We start from the raw sequence: 13,718 nt of genomic DNA on the forward strand, positions 1-13,718 counted from the left end.
TTGGGGAAGGGGCCTTCGGGCCCCTTTCTTTTTTGCTTAGTCGACCAGATCGAGGAAGCTCGCGAGTTCCCGGGCCGCCGCCGCGCCGGCGCGATTGGCCCCGATGGTGGAAGCCGAGGGGCCATAGCCAACCAGGTGCACGCGCGGGTCCTTTGCCACCTGTGTCGCGAGGCGCCCGGTCATGGTTATGCCACCGCTTTCTTCCTGCAACAGCAGAGGCGCCAGATGGTCCAGCGAACTGCGGAAGCCGGTGCACCAGAGTATGACGTCGACGTCGAGCTCCATCCCGTCTTCCCAGCGAACGCCCGTCGGCGTGATTTCCGAAAACATCGGTTGGCGATCAAGCACACCGCGCTTGCGCATGGATTCTATGGCTGGTGTGACCGGCAACCCTGTGACTGACACCACGCCGCGGGGCGGCAGGCCTGCGCGCACCCGCTCTTCTACCATGGCAACGGCCTTGCGACCCGCGTCTTCATCGAAGGGACCTTCCCGCCATCTTGGGGGCGTGCGGGTCACCCAGGTGGTTCTGGTCACCCGCGATATCTGGTCAAGAAGCTGGATGGCCGAGACTCCACCGCCCACGACCAGCACGTGCTGACCGGCGAACGCCTCTGCCGAGCGAAAGTCCCTGGTGTGGAGCGAGCGGCCGCCGAAACGATCCGCGCCGGGATAGGAGGGGATATAGGGGTTCTCCCAAGTTCCGGTTGCGTTGATGATTCCCCGTACGGCGAACAAGGCGCGATCGCTTTCAATGCGCAGGCGCTCGCCGCGATCACACACCATCGTGACCTTGGTCGGTCGTAGGACCTTGAGGTCAAAGTGATCTTCGTATGCTGAGAAGTAGTGGGGTACCGCGACCGAGGCTTTGACAGTCTCGTCGTCTCCGGCAAATTGGGCAAATCCCAGCCCGGGCAGATCGTGTACGCGGTTGACAGTACTCAGGGTGAGCGACGGCCAGCGAAATTGCCAAGCGCCCCCGGACCGCGGCGCTTCATCGAGCACCATGAAGTCCCGGCCCGGAACGAGGCCGAGCTTCTTGAGATGATAGGCGGAGCTCAAACCGGCTTGGCCGGCGCCTATGACCGCAATATCCAGTTTGAGGGCGGCATGGATTGGGAAATCGGTCACTCGGGGCTCCGCTCGGTCGTCCTGATCTAGGGGGCGAAGCACGTCGCAGCAAGGGCAGGGGGCGCACGTTTGCCCCCAAATCCTCAATGCAGGTCTTGCCGAACGGTTTTTGCCCTAACCGTCCAATGGGTGTCCGGGCGGTTGGATGGCTCGGTTGCCTGAAACGCAAGGCTCTCCCATGGATTTTTCACGAAAGAATCCTTGACGGGGCGAGTCTTCGGCTCTAAACAGCGGCTACCTTAGCGGTCGGTCGTGATTGCCACACCGGGTCCCTGCCACCTTGCGCGGGAATCCAGGGCGATCAAACACACTGTCGGGTAGTTAGACGAAGCAAATCCTTGTGCGCATGACTGCTGCCGAACGGCGGGTGGTCCGCTGCAATTGGGGCGCTGCCGAATCCTTCGCGGTTTCGGGCATGCGCCGCTTTGGTTTGCTTGTGTAGACCGAACTGGAGCGTGCCAATAGGCGGCTTCAAACGAGTACGTGGGGTCGTTCTGCTTTGAGCGGCACCAAAATTTGGACGATGGAAAGAGCGCAATGCCCACCATTAATCAGCTGATCCGCAAGCCACGCGCCAGCAAGCCAAAGCGGAACAAGGTTCCGGCCATGGAAGCAAACCCGCAAAAGCGCGGCGTGTGCTCCCGTGTGTACACCACGACCCCGAAGAAGCCGAACTCGGCTCTGCGTAAGGTTGCCAAGGTTCGCCTGACCAATCAGCGCGAAGTGATCTCGTACATCCCGGGCGAGGGTCACAATCTGCAGGAGCACTCCGTTGTGCTCATCCGCGGCGGTCGCGTGCGCGATCTGCCGGGCGTTCGCTACCACGTGCTCCGCGGTGTCCTGGACACGCAGAGCGTGAAGGACCGCAAGCAGCGCCGGTCCAAGTATGGCGCGAAGCGTCCGAAGTAAGGAGATATTGAGCGATGTCCCGTCGTCACCGCGCCGAAAAGCGTGAAGTTATTCCTGATCCCAAGTTCGGCGATCTGGTCGTTTCCAAGTTCATGAACTCGCTCATGAAGGACGGCAAGAAGTCCGCTGCCGAGTCCATCGTCTATGGTGCCTTCGATATCGTCGAGGCCAAGACCAAGCAGGACCCGATCACCGTGTTCCACGGCGCTCTGGACAATATTCGTCCGGCAGTTGAAGTGCGTTCGCGCCGCGTTGGCGGTGCAACCTACCAGGTTCCCGTCGAAGTCCGTGCCGACCGTCAGCAGGCCCTGGCCATTCGCTGGCTGATCGACAGCGCCCGCAAGCGTGGTGAGAACACCATGCGCGAACGCCTTTCCGGTGAGCTGATGGACGCGATGAACGGTCGTGGCCAGGCTGTCAAGAAACGCGAAGACACGCACCGTATGGCTGATGCCAACCGTGCATTCTCGCACTACCGCTGGTAGTAGGAGCGCCCCATGGCACGCGAATACCCGATTAATCTGTATCGTAACTTCGGCATCATGGCGCACATTGATGCTGGCAAGACGACTACGACCGAACGCATCCTCTACTACACCGGCAAGTCCCATAAGATCGGCGAAGTCCATGACGGCGCCGCGACCATGGACTGGATGGAGCAGGAGCAGGAACGCGGTATCACCATCACGTCTGCTGCCACCACGACCTTCTGGAAGGATCGCAATGGCACCATGCACCGCTTCAACATCATCGACACCCCCGGCCACGTGGACTTCACCATTGAAGTTGAACGTTCGCTGCGCGTGCTCGACGGTGCTGTTGCGCTGCTCGATGCCAATGCCGGTGTTGAGCCCCAGACCGAAACCGTCTGGCGCCAGGCCGACAAGTATCACGTGCCGCGTCTGATCTTCGTCAACAAGATGGACAAGATCGGTGCTGACTTCTACCGCTGCGTCGACATGGTTGGCACACGTCTGGGCGCCAAGGGCGTTCCGGTTCAGCTCCCGATCGGTGCCGAGAATGACTTCAAGGGCGTCGTCGACCTGATCGAGATGAATGCCCTGGTCTGGCGCAATGAAGAGCTCGGCGCGCAGTGGGATATCGTTGAGATCCCGGCTGACCTCAAGGAAAAGGCCGAGAAGTACCGCGAGCAGATGATCGAAGCCGCCGTCGAAATGGACGACGCTGCGATGGAAGCTTACCTCGAAGGCGAAATGCCGAGCAACGACACCATTCGTCGTCTGCTGCGCCGTGGCGTCTGCGACACCAAGTTCTTCCTGATCTTTGCGGGCTCCGCCTTCAAGAACAAGGGCGTTCAGCCGCTGCTCGATGGCGTGATCGACTTCCTGCCGGCTCCGACCGACGTCCCGGCAATCAAGGGTATTGATGCCAAGACCGAAGAGCCGATCGAACGTCATGCCGACGATAACGAGCCGCTCTCGATGCTGGCTTTCAAGATCGCCAACGACCCGCACATGGGCTCGCTGACCTTCTGCCGCATCTATTCGGGCAAGCTGGAGCAGGGCGCTCAGCTGGAAAACACCGTGAAGGGCAAGCGCGAGCGCGTTGGCCGCATGTTCCAGATGCACTCGAACAGCCGCGAGCAGATCAGCGAAGCTTTCGCTGGCGACATCGTGGCCATCGTGGGCCTGAAGGATACTACCACTGGTGATACCCTGTGCCCGTCCAACTCGCAGGTTATCCTGGAGCGCATGATCTTTCCCGATCCGGTTATCGACATTTCGGTTGAGCCGAAGTCGAAGGCCGACCAGGAGAAGATGGGCCTGGCGCTCAATCGCCTGGCTGCCGAGGATCCGACCTTCCGCGTCAAGACCGACGAGGAATCGGGCCAGACCATCATCTCAGGCATGGGCGAACTGCACCTCGACATCCTCGTGGATCGCATGAAGCGCGAGTTCAAGGTCGAGGCCAATATCGGCCAGCCGCAGGTTGCCTATCGTGAAACCATCACGAAGAAGACCATCAAGGACTACACCCACAAGAAGCAGTCTGGTGGTTCGGGTCAGTTTGCCCGCATCAAGATTGAAGTCGAGCCGGGTGAAGTCGGTAAGGGTCTTGAATTCGTCAACGCCATCGTTGGTGGCGCAGTGCCGAGGGAATATGTCCCTGGCGTTCAGAAGGGTCTGGAATCGGTCATGGGCGCAGGCCCGCTGATCGGCTTCCCGGTCGTGGACATCAAGGTCACCCTGACCGACGGTGCGTACCACGATGTGGACTCCTCGGTGCTGGCATTCGAAATCGCAGCGCGTGCGGGTTTCCGCGAAGCAATGCGTGAAGCCGGTCCGAAAATTCTCGAGCCGATCATGAAGGTTGAAGTTACGACGCCGGATGAGTACATGGGCGACGTCATCGGTGATTTGAATTCCCGTCGTGGGCAGATCCAGGGCACTGAAAGCCGTGGTGTGATCCAGGTCGTGAATGCATTTGTGCCGCTTGCCAACATGTTTGGTTACGTGAATTCGCTCCGGTCCATGAGCCAGGGTCGTGCTCAGTATTCGATGGTGTTCGATCACTACGAGCAGGTCCCGCAGGCAGTCGCCGACGAAGTCCAGGCCAAATACGCCTAAAAACAGCGCAAGCTACTAAAAACTCAACTGAATGTCGGCGATTGCGCTGACGAATTTGGAGAAAAGCGATGGCGAAGGAAAAGTTCTCCCGCAACAAGCCGCACTGCAACATCGGCACCATCGGTCACGTTGACCATGGCAAGACCTCGCTGACCGCAGCGATCACCAAGGTCTTGGCCGAAACCGGCGGTGCGACCTTCCGGGATTACTCGCAGATTGATGCTGCGCCGGAAGAAAAGGCACGCGGTATCACCATCAACACCGCTCACGTCGAGTACGAGACGCAGAACCGTCACTATGCTCACGTCGACTGCCCGGGCCACGCCGACTACGTGAAGAACATGATCACCGGTGCCGCCCAGATGGACGGCGCGATCCTGGTTGTGTCCGCTGCTGACGGCCCGATGCCCCAGACCCGTGAGCACATCCTGCTCGCCCGTCAGGTTGGTGTGCCGGCTCTGGTCGTGTTCCTGAACAAGTGCGACATGGTCGACGATCCGGAACTGCTCGAGCTCGTCGAACTCGAAGTCCGCGAGCTCCTGAGCTCGTACGAGTTCCCCGGCGACGATATTCCGATCATCAAGGGTTCCGCTCTTGCTGCTCTGGAGAACTCGGATGCCAAGCTCGGCCACGACGCCGTTCTCGAGCTGATGGCAGCCGTTGACTCCTACATCCCGCAGCCGGAGCGTCCGGTTGACCAGCCCTTCCTGATGCCGATCGAAGACGTGTTCTCGATCTCGGGTCGTGGTACCGTGGTGACCGGTCGCGTTGAGCGCGGTATCGTCAAGGTTGGTGAAGAAGTCGAGATCGTCGGCATCAAGGCCACCCAGAAGACCACCGTTACCGGTGTTGAAATGTTCCGCAAGCTGCTCGACTCGGGTGAAGCTGGCGACAACATCGGCGCCCTGATCCGCGGTATCGACCGTACCCAGGTGGAACGTGGCCAGGTGCTCTGCAAGCCCGGTTCCGTGACCCCGCACACCGACTTCGTTGCTGAGGCCTATATCCTCACCAAGGAAGAAGGCGGCCGTCACACTCCGTTCTTCGGCAACTACCGTCCGCAGTTCTACTTCCGCACCACCGACGTGACCGGCATCGTGACGCTGCCGGAAGGCACCGAGATGGTGATGCCGGGTGACAACATCAACATGAATGTTCAGCTGATCGTTCCGATCGCCATGGAAGAGAAGCTCCGCTTCGCTATCCGTGAAGGTGGCCGCACCGTCGGCGCCGGCGTCGTCGCGAAGATCCTGAAGTAAGCCTCTTTGAGACATTCGCGGCGCGCGGATGAACGCGCGCCGCGAACCTTTTTTGTCAGGATTGTGAAGATGAACGGTCAGAATATCCGCATCCGCCTCAAGGCGTTTGACCACCGCGTGCTCGACACCTCGACCCGCGAAATCGTCAATACCGCCAAGCGTACGGGTGCACAGGTTCGCGGGCCGATCCCGCTGCCGACCCGCATCGACAAGTTCACCGTGAACCGCTCGCCCCATATCGATAAGAAGGCGCGTGAGCAGTTCGAGATCAGGACCCACAAGCGTCTACTCGACATTGTGGACCCGACTCCCCAGACGGTCGATGCACTGATGAAGCTCGATCTCGCCGCCGGTGTCGACGTCGAAATCAAGCTCTAAAACAAGAGTTTCCGCGCCTGCCGCTAAATGGGTCCTCTGAAAACATGACCCGGCAGAGCGCCAACAAGAAGGTAGAAACCGATGCGTTCTGGATTGATCGCACAGAAGCTGGGCATGACCCGCATCTTCACCGAGGACGGTAACCACGTCCCCGTGACGGTGCTGGGCCTGCAGAACTGCCAGGTGGTGGGCCAGCGGACTGTCGAAAAGGACGGCTATGTCGCCCTGCAACTGGGTGCCGGCCAGGCCAAGCCCAAGAATGTCTCCAAGGCTGAGCGCGGCCAGTACGCCGTTGCCAAGGTGGAACCCAAGCGCCATGTCGCCGAGTTCCGCGTTGACGCCGACAACCTCATCGAGGTTGGCGCGACCTTGAAGGCCGACCACTTTGCCGAAGGTCAGCTGGTCGACGTGACCGGTACCTCGATCGGTAAGGGCTTTGCCGGCGGTATGAAGCGCTGGAACTTCGGTGGCCTGCGAGCCTCGCACGGTGTATCCGTGTCGCACCGTTCGATCGGTTCGACCGGTGGCCGTCAGGACCCGGGCAAGACCTTCAAGAACAAGAAGATGCCGGGCCATATGGGCGATCGTCGCATCACCACGCAGAACGTCAAGGTCGTTCGGACCGATGTGGAGCGTGGCCTGATCATGATCCAGGGTTCGGTGCCAGGCTCCAAGGGTGCCTGGATTATGATCAAGGACGCCGTCAAGAAGCCGGCTCCCGCGAACGCTGCCTTCCCTGGCTCGTTCGAGGCTGCAGCTTCGGGAGATGCGAAGTAAATGGAACTCCAGGTAACCACTCTCGAAGGCAAGTCGGCCGGCAAGGTCGAGGTCGCGGACGCTGTGTTCGGCCTCGAAGTTCGCGCTGACCTTCTGCACCGCATGGTTCGCTACCAGCAGCTCAAGGCCATGGCCGGCACGCATGACGTGAAGAACCGGTCGGAAGGCGCGCGCACGGGCAAGAAGTTCGTGAAGCAGAAGGGTTCGGGCGGCGCCCGTCACGGCGACCGCAAGGCTCCCCAGTTCCGTGGTGGTGGCCGTGCATTCGGTCCGACCCCGCGCAGCCACGCGATCGATCTTCCCAAGAAGGTCCGCGCTCTGGCCCTGAAGCACGCTCTGTCGTCCAAGGCCAAGGCCGGTTCGCTGATCGTGATCGACAGTGTTGCTCAGAAGGAAGCCAAGACGGCTGCCCTGCGCACCACTTTCGGTAAGCTGGAATGGGCTAACGCCCTGATCATCGATGGTGCGAATGTCGACCAGAACTTTGCTCTGGCCGCCCGCAACATCCCGAATATCGACGTGCTGCCGATCCAGGGGATCAACGTTGTTTCGATCCTGAAGCGCGACAAGCTCGTCCTGACCAAGGCAGCGCTGGAAGCGCTCGAAGCGAGGTTCGCATGAACAAGCTTGCCGCATATGACATCGTCCGTAACCCCGTCGTGACCGAAAAGTCGACGATGGCTTCGGAATACAACCAGGTCGTTTTTGACGTGGCGATCGATGCCAGCAAGACCGAGATCAAGGCCGCCGTCGAGCAGCTGTTCTCGGTCAAGGTCAAGGCAGTGAACACCCTGGTCCGCAAGGGCAAGGTGAAGCGCTTCCGTGGCAAGGTTGGCGTTCGCAACGACGTCAAGAAGGCCGTCGTGACCCTGGTCGATGGCCAGTCGATCGATATCTCGACCGGCCTCTAAGGGATAAGAGACAGACAAATGGCTCTAAAGACTTACAACCCCACCTCCGAAGGCCGTCGCACTCTGGTGACGACCGACCGTTCGGAACTGTGGAAGGGCGCTCCGGTCAAGGCTCTGACCGAAGGTCTCACCAAGAAGGGCGGCCGCAACAATACCGGTCGCATCACGGCGTTCCATCGCGGCGGCGGTCACAAGCGCAGCTACCGAATGGTCGATTTCAAGCGCGTGAAGTTCGACGCAGTCGGGACCGTTGAGCGTCTCGAGTACGATCCGAACCGCACCGCCTGGATTGCGCTGATCAAGTATGAAGACGGCGAGCTGGCCTATATCGTGGCTCCGCAGCGTCTTGCCGCTGGCGACAAGGTGATCTCGTCGCTGAACGGCGCAGACGTGAAGCCGGGCAACACCATGCCGCTCGAGCGTATGCCGGTGGGTACCATCGTGCACAACATCGAGCTCAAGCCCCGCAAGGGTGGCCAGGTTGCCCGCTCGGCTGGCGCTTATGCCCAGTATGTCGGTCGCGACCAGGGTTGGGCGATCCTTCGCCTGAACTCGGGCGAGCAGCGCCGCGTGCATGGTTCGTGCCTTGCAACCGTGGGTGCCGTCAGCAACCAGGACCACGCCAATACCTCCATGGGTAAGGCCGGTCGTAATCGCTGGCTCGGCCGCAAGCCGGTCAACCGCGGCGTGACCATGAACCCGGTCGACCACCCGCATGGTGGTGGTGAAGGCCGTACTTCGGGTGGCCGTCATCCGGTGACCCCGTGGGGCAAGCCCACCAAGGGCAAGCGCACGCGCAGCAACAAGGCTACGGACCAGTTCATCGTTCGCAGCCGTCACGTGAAGAAGGGCAGGTAAGACATGACCCGTTCGATTTGGAAGGGCCCGTTCGTAGACGGCTACCTGCTCAAGAAGGCCGAGAAGGCCCAGTCCTCTGGCCGCAACGATGTGGTCAAGATCTGGACCCGCCGCTCGACCATCCTGCCGCAGTTCGTCGGCATCACGTTCGGTGTGCACAACGGCCAGAAGCATGTTCCGGTGCTCGTCACCGAGGAAATGATCGGCCACAAGTTTGGCGAGTTCGCGCCGACCCGTACCTATTACGGTCACGCGGCCGACAAGAAGGCCAAGAGGAAGTAGAGATGAGCAAGCCTAAGACTGAGCGCGCTCTCAAGGATAACGAGGCAAAGGCTGTGCTGCGCATGCTGCGCATCAGCCCTCAGAAGCTGAACCTCGTCGCGCAGTTGATCCGTGGCAAGAAGGTCGAGCGGGCTCTGGCCGATCTCGAATTCAGCCACAAGCGCATCTCCGGCCAGGTGAAGAAGGTGCTCGAGAGCGCCATCGCCAACGCCGAAAACAACCACGGCCTGGACACCGACGCTCTTGTCGTTGCTGAAGCCTATGTGGGCAATTCGCTGGTGATGAAGCGCTTCACCGCTCGCGGCCGTGGTCGGTCGTCGCGCATCGAGAAGCCGTTCTCGCACCTGACGATTGTTGTCCGGCAAGTTGAGGAGGCCGCATAATGGGCCAGAAAATCAATCCGATTGGCTTCCGCCTCGGCATCAACCGGACTTGGGACAGCCGTTGGTTCGCCAACAAGGGCGAGTATGGATCGCTGCTTCAGGAAGACCTGAAGATCCGCACCATGCTGATGAAGGAACTGAAGGCCGCCGCGGTCTCCAAGATTGTCATCGAGCGTCCGCACCGCAAGTGCCGCGTGTCGATCCACACTGCTCGTCCGGGCATCGTGATCGGCAAGAAGGGCGCTGACATCGACAAGATCCGCGCCAAGGTGAAGAAGTTCACCGACAGCGAAGTGCACATCAACATTGTTGAAGTGCGCAAGCCGGAAACCGATGCGACGCTGGTTGCCCAGGGCATCGCCCAGCAGCTGGAACGCCGTGTGGCATTCCGTCGCGCGATGAAGCGTGCTGTGCAGACTGCAATCCGCATGGGCGCCGGTGGTATCCGCGTCAATGTTGGTGGTCGTCTGGGTGGCGCCGACATCGCTCGTACCGAATGGTATCGCGAAGGCCGCGTGCCGCTGCATACCCTGCGTGCCGATATCGACTACGGTACTGCTGAAGCCGAAACCACTTACGGCATCATCGGCATCAAGGTCTGGATCTTCAAGGGCGAAGTCCTTGAGCATGATCCCTCGGCTCACGAGCGTCGTGCCACCGAAGGCGGCGAAGGCGGCCAGCGTTCCGAGCGCGAACCGCGCCGTGAGCGCGGCGACCGCGACCGCGAACGCGCATAGGAAGGTTAGTTCATTATGCTGCAACCGAAGAGAACTAAGTTCCGCAAGGCCCACAAGGGCCGCATTCACGGCGAAGCCAAGGGTGGCACCACCCTGGCTTTCGGCCAGTACGCTCTCAAGGCCACAGAGCCTGAGCGCGTTACGGCCCGCCAGATCGAAGCCGCCCGTCGTGCGATCACTCGCGAGATGAAGCGTCAGGGCCGCGTCTGGATCCGGATTTTCCCGGATCTGCCGGTTTCCAAGAAGCCTACCGAAGTCCGTATGGGTAAGGGTAAGGGCTCCGTGGAATACTGGGCAGCGCGCGTAAAACCGGGTCGCATCGTTTTTGAGATTGACGGCGTACCCGAAGACGTTGCAAAGGAGGCCCTTCGCCTCGGAGCAATGAAGTTGCCGATCACCACGCGTATTGTCACGCGTATTGCCGACTAAGGAACACGAGCATGAAAGCCAGTGATGTGCGGGCCAAGACCGCAGACGAACTGAAAGATCAGCTCGTCGACCTGAAGAAAGAACAGTTCAACCTGCGTTTCCAGCGCGCTACCCAGCAGTTGGAAAAGCCGGCCCGGGTGAGGGAAGTCCGTCGCGATATCGCGCGGATCAAGACCATCCTCGGCCAAAAGAACGCAGCTAAGTAAGGATTCACACCCATGCCAAAGCGCGTTTTGCAGGGGACCGTTGTCTCCGACGCCAATGACAAGACCATCGTGGTTCGTGTCGAGCGCCGTTTCACCCATCCGCTTCTGAAGAAGACCGTGCGTCGTTCCAAGAAGTACCACGCCCACGATGAAAATAATGTGGCAAAGGTCGGTCAGACCGTGTGGATCGAGGAAACCGCGCCGATTTCGAAGAACAAGCGCTGGGCGCTTGTTCCGTCTGCGTAAGAGAAACAATTCAGGTCGGCGCGCCGGGTGACGGTGCAGCCGATAAACTAGAAGGCATCCAGTCATGATCCAGATGCAGTCCAATCTCGACGTCGCGGACAATTCCGGCGCTCGTCGTGTCATGTGCATCAAGGTGCTGGGCGGTTCGCATCGTAAATACGCCTCGGTCGGCGACATCATTGTCGTTTCGGTCAAGGACGCTATTCCGCGCGGCCGCGTCAAAAAGGGCCAGGTGATGAAGGCCGTGGTGGTTCGCACCGCAACCGACATCCGCCGTCCCGACGGCACCGTCATCCGTTTCGACAAGAACGCCGCCGTTCTTCTGAACAATCAGAAAGAGCCGATCGGCACCCGTATCTTCGGACCGGTTCCGCGCGAGCTCCGCGCCAAGAACCAGATGAAGATCATTTCGCTTGCCCCAGAGGTGCTGTAATGGCCGCCAAGATCAAGAAGGGCGACAAAGTGGTCGTCCTGGCCGGCAAGGACAAGGGCAAGACCGGTCAGGTCCTGTCCGTCATTCCGTCCGAAACCCGCGCGATCGTCCAGGGTATCAACCTGGTTCGTCGCCACCAGAAGCAGACTGCATCGAATGATGCCGGCATCTTCACCAAGGAAGCGCCGATCCATCTTTCGAACCTGGCGGTCGCCGACAAGGATGGCAAGCCGTCCCGCGTCGGTTTCCAGATCAAGGACGGCGTGAAGACCCGCGTCGCCAAGACCACCGGAGATCAGATCGATGGCTGAGACCGCTTACATTCCGCGTCTCCGGACCGAATACGACACCACGATCAAGGCCGCCCTGCGTGAGCAGTTTGCGTACAAGAACGTGATGGAACTGCCGCGGCTCGACAAGATCGTGCTGAACATGGGTGTTGGCGAAGCCGTCAACGACACCAAGAAGGTGAAGTCTGCCGCTGAACAGCTTGAGCTGATCTCCGGTCAGAAGCCAGTCATTACGCATGCTCGCAAGTCGATCGCCGGCTTCAAGGTGCGTGAAGGCATGCCGCTCGGTGTCAAGGTGACGCTGCGCAAGACCCGCATGTATGAGTTCCTGGACCGCCTGGTGAACATCGCCCTGCCGCGTGTCCGCGACTTCCGCGGCCTCAACCCGAACGCCTTTGACGGCCGTGGCAATTATGCCATGGGCATCAAGGAACACATCATCTTCCCCGAGATCAACTATGATCAGATTGATCAGGTCTGGGGCATGGACATCGTGATCACCACGACTGCCCGTACCGATGATGAGGCGCGTGCGCTTCTCAAGGCTTTCAACTTCCCGTTCCGCCAGTAAGCGGCGTAGGGAAGGGATAAAGGATCAGGACATGGCAAAGACCAGCTCCATCGAAAAGAACAAGAAGCGCGCCGCCCTGGCTCAGCAGTATGCCGCCAAGCGCGCTGCGCTCAAGGCTACCGTCAAGAACCAGGACGCTCCGATTGAAGAGCGTTTCAAGGCCAGCCTCAAACTGGCCGAGCTGCCCCGCAACTCGGCCAAGGTCCGCATTCGCAACCGTTGCGAAGTGTCGGGTCGTCCGCGTGGTTACTATCGCAAGCTCAAGATGAGCCGTATTGCTCTGCGTCAGCTGGGCAACCTGGGACAGATCCCGGGTCTGGTGAAGTCGAGCTGGTAAGGAGAAACATCAAATGAGCTTTTCCGATCCTATCGGCGATATGCTGACCCGCATCCGCAACGCTCAGGAGCGTCGCAAGAATTCGGTTTCGACTCCGGCTTCGACCCTGCGTGGTCGTGTGCTGGACGTTCTCCAGTCCGAGGGTTTTATCCGCGGCTATTCGGAGACGAAGTTCGAAAACGGCGCTGCCGAGTACGAGATTGAACTCAAGTACTCGGATAATGAAGGCGTTATCCGCACGATCGAGCGCGTTTCGCGTCCAGGTCGTCGGGTGTACGCATCCGTCAAGAATATTCCACAGGTTGCCAATGGCCTGGGTGTTTCGATCCTCTCCACCCCCAAGGGTGTGATGGCCGACCACGAAGCCAAGGCTGCCAATGTGGGTGGCGAGGTACTCTGCCGCGTCTTCTAAGCCACTTGGCTTAGAGGATCGGCAAGACGATTACTCAAGGAAGCATTATGTCACGTACTGGCAAGAAACCGGTGGCCCCGGTGAGCGGCGTCACGGTAACGATCAATGGTCGTACCGTCAGCGCCAAGGGCCCGAAGGGCGAACTGAGCCTGCAGCTCATGGATATCGTCAATGTCGAGCAGGGTGAGGACGGTATCGTCGTTTCCCCGGCCAACGATACCCGCGAAGCTCGCGCCGCCTGGGGCACGACCCGCGCGCTGATCCAGAACATCGTTACTGGCGTGAGCGCCGGTTTCGAGAAGAAGCTGGCGATCCAGGGCGTTGGTTACCGCGCCGCGATGCAGGGCAAGGACGTCAAGCTCTCGCTCGGTTTCAGCCACGAAGTCGTGTATGAGGCTCCTCAGGGGATCACCCTCGCTGTTCCGGCCCCGACTGAGATCGTGGTGACTGGTATCGACAAGCAGCAGGTTGGCCAGGTTGCGGCCGAGATCCGCGGTTGGCGTCCGCCCGAGCCCTACAAGGGCAAGGGTGTGCGTTACGCCAACGAGCAGGTCTTCCGCAAAGAAGGCAAGAAGAAGTAA

22 protein-coding genes are annotated in these 13,718 nt (G+C 60.2%); 21 read left to right on the forward strand and 1 reads right to left on the reverse strand.

Going from position 1 to position 13,718, the window contains the following annotated elements; translation table 11 throughout:
- Nucleotides 1–36: 36 nt before the first annotated feature.
- Nucleotides 37–1,131 (reverse strand): NAD(P)-binding domain-containing protein, encoded by a 1,095-nt coding sequence (locus ACE4RL_RS11085; protein WP_375597210.1) that lies wholly within the window; start codon nucleotides 1,129–1,131, stop codon nucleotides 37–39.
- A gap of 537 nt (nucleotides 1,132–1,668) precedes the next feature.
- On the opposite strand from ACE4RL_RS11085, the gene rpsL reads away from it, so the two are divergent.
- The 21 genes from rpsL (at nucleotide 1,669) to rplF (ending at nucleotide 13,718) form a co-directional block, all read left to right on the forward strand.
- Complete coding sequence (gene rpsL, locus ACE4RL_RS11090) at nucleotides 1,669–2,040, forward strand: 30S ribosomal protein S12 (RefSeq protein WP_035080811.1); 372 nt, start codon at nucleotides 1,669–1,671, stop codon at nucleotides 2,038–2,040.
- Between the two features lie 14 nt (nucleotides 2,041–2,054).
- The gene (rpsG, locus tag ACE4RL_RS11095) at nucleotides 2,055–2,525 is read left to right on the forward strand and encodes a 30S ribosomal protein S7 (protein WP_338719348.1); all 471 of its coding nucleotides are present in this window, start codon (nucleotides 2,055–2,057) and stop codon (nucleotides 2,523–2,525) included.
- 12 nt (nucleotides 2,526–2,537) lie between these two features.
- On the forward strand, nucleotides 2,538–4,628 hold the full coding sequence (gene fusA, locus ACE4RL_RS11100; protein WP_375597211.1) for an elongation factor G: 2,091 nt from the start codon (nucleotides 2,538–2,540) through the stop codon (nucleotides 4,626–4,628).
- Between the two features lie 68 nt (nucleotides 4,629–4,696).
- Nucleotides 4,697–5,887, forward strand: coding sequence for an elongation factor Tu (gene tuf / locus ACE4RL_RS11105; protein ID WP_375597212.1), 1,191 nt, complete (start codon nucleotides 4,697–4,699; stop codon nucleotides 5,885–5,887).
- 69 nt (nucleotides 5,888–5,956) lie between these two features.
- On the forward strand, nucleotides 5,957–6,265 hold the full coding sequence (gene rpsJ, locus ACE4RL_RS11110; protein ID WP_035080820.1) for a 30S ribosomal protein S10: 309 nt from the start codon (nucleotides 5,957–5,959) through the stop codon (nucleotides 6,263–6,265).
- 81 nt (nucleotides 6,266–6,346) lie between these two features.
- Complete coding sequence (gene rplC / locus ACE4RL_RS11115; protein WP_375597213.1) at nucleotides 6,347–7,042, forward strand: 50S ribosomal protein L3; 696 nt, start codon at nucleotides 6,347–6,349, stop codon at nucleotides 7,040–7,042.
- Entirely contained in the window at nucleotides 7,043–7,663 is a 621-nt protein-coding gene (gene rplD, locus ACE4RL_RS11120) for a 50S ribosomal protein L4 (RefSeq protein ID WP_375597214.1), read from the forward strand.
- On the forward strand, nucleotides 7,660–7,953 hold the full coding sequence (locus ACE4RL_RS11125; protein WP_104894175.1) for a 50S ribosomal protein L23: 294 nt from the start codon (nucleotides 7,660–7,662) through the stop codon (nucleotides 7,951–7,953). The genes rplD and ACE4RL_RS11125 overlap by 4 nt, the downstream gene beginning before the upstream one ends.
- 18 nt (nucleotides 7,954–7,971) lie before the next feature.
- Nucleotides 7,972–8,811: a 50S ribosomal protein L2 gene (gene rplB / locus ACE4RL_RS11130; RefSeq protein WP_375597215.1), complete on the forward strand. Its 840-nt coding sequence runs from the start codon at nucleotides 7,972–7,974 to the stop codon at nucleotides 8,809–8,811.
- Nucleotides 8,812–8,814: 3 nt separating this feature from the next.
- Nucleotides 8,815–9,093: a 30S ribosomal protein S19 gene (rpsS, locus tag ACE4RL_RS11135; protein WP_183312497.1), complete on the forward strand. Its 279-nt coding sequence runs from the start codon at nucleotides 8,815–8,817 to the stop codon at nucleotides 9,091–9,093.
- Nucleotides 9,094–9,095: 2 nt separating this feature from the next.
- On the forward strand, nucleotides 9,096–9,476 hold the full coding sequence (rplV, locus tag ACE4RL_RS11140) for a 50S ribosomal protein L22 (RefSeq protein ID WP_067453330.1): 381 nt from the start codon (nucleotides 9,096–9,098) through the stop codon (nucleotides 9,474–9,476).
- A complete protein-coding gene (gene rpsC / locus ACE4RL_RS11145) occupies nucleotides 9,476–10,213 on the forward strand; it encodes a 30S ribosomal protein S3 (RefSeq protein WP_375597216.1) in 738 nt (245 codons plus the stop codon). Before rplV ends, rpsC begins: the two co-directional genes overlap by 1 nt.
- Nucleotides 10,214–10,228: 15 nt before the next feature.
- On the forward strand, nucleotides 10,229–10,642 hold the full coding sequence (gene rplP / locus ACE4RL_RS11150) for a 50S ribosomal protein L16 (protein ID WP_169194895.1): 414 nt from the start codon (nucleotides 10,229–10,231) through the stop codon (nucleotides 10,640–10,642).
- A gap of 11 nt (nucleotides 10,643–10,653) precedes the next feature.
- Complete coding sequence (gene rpmC / locus ACE4RL_RS11155; RefSeq protein ID WP_375597217.1) at nucleotides 10,654–10,848, forward strand: 50S ribosomal protein L29; 195 nt, start codon at nucleotides 10,654–10,656, stop codon at nucleotides 10,846–10,848.
- 12 nt (nucleotides 10,849–10,860) lie between these two features.
- A complete protein-coding gene (gene rpsQ / locus ACE4RL_RS11160) occupies nucleotides 10,861–11,094 on the forward strand; it encodes a 30S ribosomal protein S17 (RefSeq protein ID WP_046104451.1) in 234 nt (77 codons plus the stop codon).
- 64 nt (nucleotides 11,095–11,158) lie between these two features.
- Nucleotides 11,159–11,527 carry a 50S ribosomal protein L14 gene (gene rplN, locus ACE4RL_RS11165; protein ID WP_104894182.1) on the forward strand — a complete coding sequence of 123 codons (369 nt, stop codon included), beginning with the start codon at nucleotides 11,159–11,161 and terminating at the stop codon, nucleotides 11,525–11,527.
- Nucleotides 11,527–11,838, forward strand: a complete 312-nt coding sequence (gene rplX / locus ACE4RL_RS11170) for a 50S ribosomal protein L24 (RefSeq protein ID WP_183312493.1) — start codon at nucleotides 11,527–11,529, stop codon at nucleotides 11,836–11,838. Before rplN ends, rplX begins: the two co-directional genes overlap by 1 nt.
- Nucleotides 11,831–12,388, forward strand: coding sequence for a 50S ribosomal protein L5 (rplE, locus tag ACE4RL_RS11175; RefSeq protein WP_375597218.1), 558 nt, complete (start codon nucleotides 11,831–11,833; stop codon nucleotides 12,386–12,388). Before rplX ends, rplE begins: the two co-directional genes overlap by 8 nt.
- A 31-nt stretch (nucleotides 12,389–12,419) precedes the next feature.
- Nucleotides 12,420–12,725: a 30S ribosomal protein S14 gene (gene rpsN / locus ACE4RL_RS11180; protein WP_104894185.1), complete on the forward strand. Its 306-nt coding sequence runs from the start codon at nucleotides 12,420–12,422 to the stop codon at nucleotides 12,723–12,725.
- 13 nt (nucleotides 12,726–12,738) lie between these two features.
- Nucleotides 12,739–13,137, forward strand: coding sequence for a 30S ribosomal protein S8 (gene rpsH / locus ACE4RL_RS11185; RefSeq protein ID WP_056308241.1), 399 nt, complete (start codon nucleotides 12,739–12,741; stop codon nucleotides 13,135–13,137).
- Nucleotides 13,138–13,184: 47 nt separating this feature from the next.
- A complete protein-coding gene (rplF, locus tag ACE4RL_RS11190; RefSeq protein WP_116588566.1) occupies nucleotides 13,185–13,718 on the forward strand; it encodes a 50S ribosomal protein L6 in 534 nt (177 codons plus the stop codon).

The organism is Devosia polycyclovorans, assembly GCF_042181575.1.
Taxonomy (GTDB): Bacteria; Pseudomonadota; Alphaproteobacteria; order Rhizobiales; family Devosiaceae; genus Devosia; species Devosia polycyclovorans.

Coding starts and splice junctions, on each gene's coding strand:
- rplE (WP_375597218.1), top strand. CDS start 11,831: ATGGCTGAGACCGCTTACATTCCGCGTCTCCGGACCGAATACGACACC.
- rpsC (WP_375597216.1), top strand. CDS start 9,476: ATGGGCCAGAAAATCAATCCGATTGGCTTCCGCCTCGGCATCAACCGG.
- tuf (WP_375597212.1), top strand. CDS start 4,697: ATGGCGAAGGAAAAGTTCTCCCGCAACAAGCCGCACTGCAACATCGGC.
- rplN (WP_104894182.1), top strand. CDS start 11,159: ATGATCCAGATGCAGTCCAATCTCGACGTCGCGGACAATTCCGGCGCT.
- rplP (WP_169194895.1), top strand. CDS start 10,229: ATGCTGCAACCGAAGAGAACTAAGTTCCGCAAGGCCCACAAGGGCCGC.
- rplX (WP_183312493.1), top strand. CDS start 11,527: ATGGCCGCCAAGATCAAGAAGGGCGACAAAGTGGTCGTCCTGGCCGGC.
- rpsL (WP_035080811.1), top strand. CDS start 1,669: ATGCCCACCATTAATCAGCTGATCCGCAAGCCACGCGCCAGCAAGCCA.
- rplB (WP_375597215.1), top strand. CDS start 7,972: ATGGCTCTAAAGACTTACAACCCCACCTCCGAAGGCCGTCGCACTCTG.
- rpmC (WP_375597217.1), top strand. CDS start 10,654: ATGAAAGCCAGTGATGTGCGGGCCAAGACCGCAGACGAACTGAAAGAT.
- ACE4RL_RS11125 (WP_104894175.1), top strand. CDS start 7,660: ATGAACAAGCTTGCCGCATATGACATCGTCCGTAACCCCGTCGTGACC.
- rpsH (WP_056308241.1), top strand. CDS start 12,739: ATGAGCTTTTCCGATCCTATCGGCGATATGCTGACCCGCATCCGCAAC.
- rplD (WP_375597214.1), top strand. CDS start 7,043: ATGGAACTCCAGGTAACCACTCTCGAAGGCAAGTCGGCCGGCAAGGTC.
- rpsJ (WP_035080820.1), top strand. CDS start 5,957: ATGAACGGTCAGAATATCCGCATCCGCCTCAAGGCGTTTGACCACCGC.
- rpsS (WP_183312497.1), top strand. CDS start 8,815: ATGACCCGTTCGATTTGGAAGGGCCCGTTCGTAGACGGCTACCTGCTC.
- rpsN (WP_104894185.1), top strand. CDS start 12,420: ATGGCAAAGACCAGCTCCATCGAAAAGAACAAGAAGCGCGCCGCCCTG.
- fusA (WP_375597211.1), top strand. CDS start 2,538: ATGGCACGCGAATACCCGATTAATCTGTATCGTAACTTCGGCATCATG.
- rplV (WP_067453330.1), top strand. CDS start 9,096: ATGAGCAAGCCTAAGACTGAGCGCGCTCTCAAGGATAACGAGGCAAAG.
- rpsQ (WP_046104451.1), top strand. CDS start 10,861: ATGCCAAAGCGCGTTTTGCAGGGGACCGTTGTCTCCGACGCCAATGAC.
- rpsG (WP_338719348.1), top strand. CDS start 2,055: ATGTCCCGTCGTCACCGCGCCGAAAAGCGTGAAGTTATTCCTGATCCC.
- rplC (WP_375597213.1), top strand. CDS start 6,347: ATGCGTTCTGGATTGATCGCACAGAAGCTGGGCATGACCCGCATCTTC.
- rplF (WP_116588566.1), top strand. CDS start 13,185: ATGTCACGTACTGGCAAGAAACCGGTGGCCCCGGTGAGCGGCGTCACG.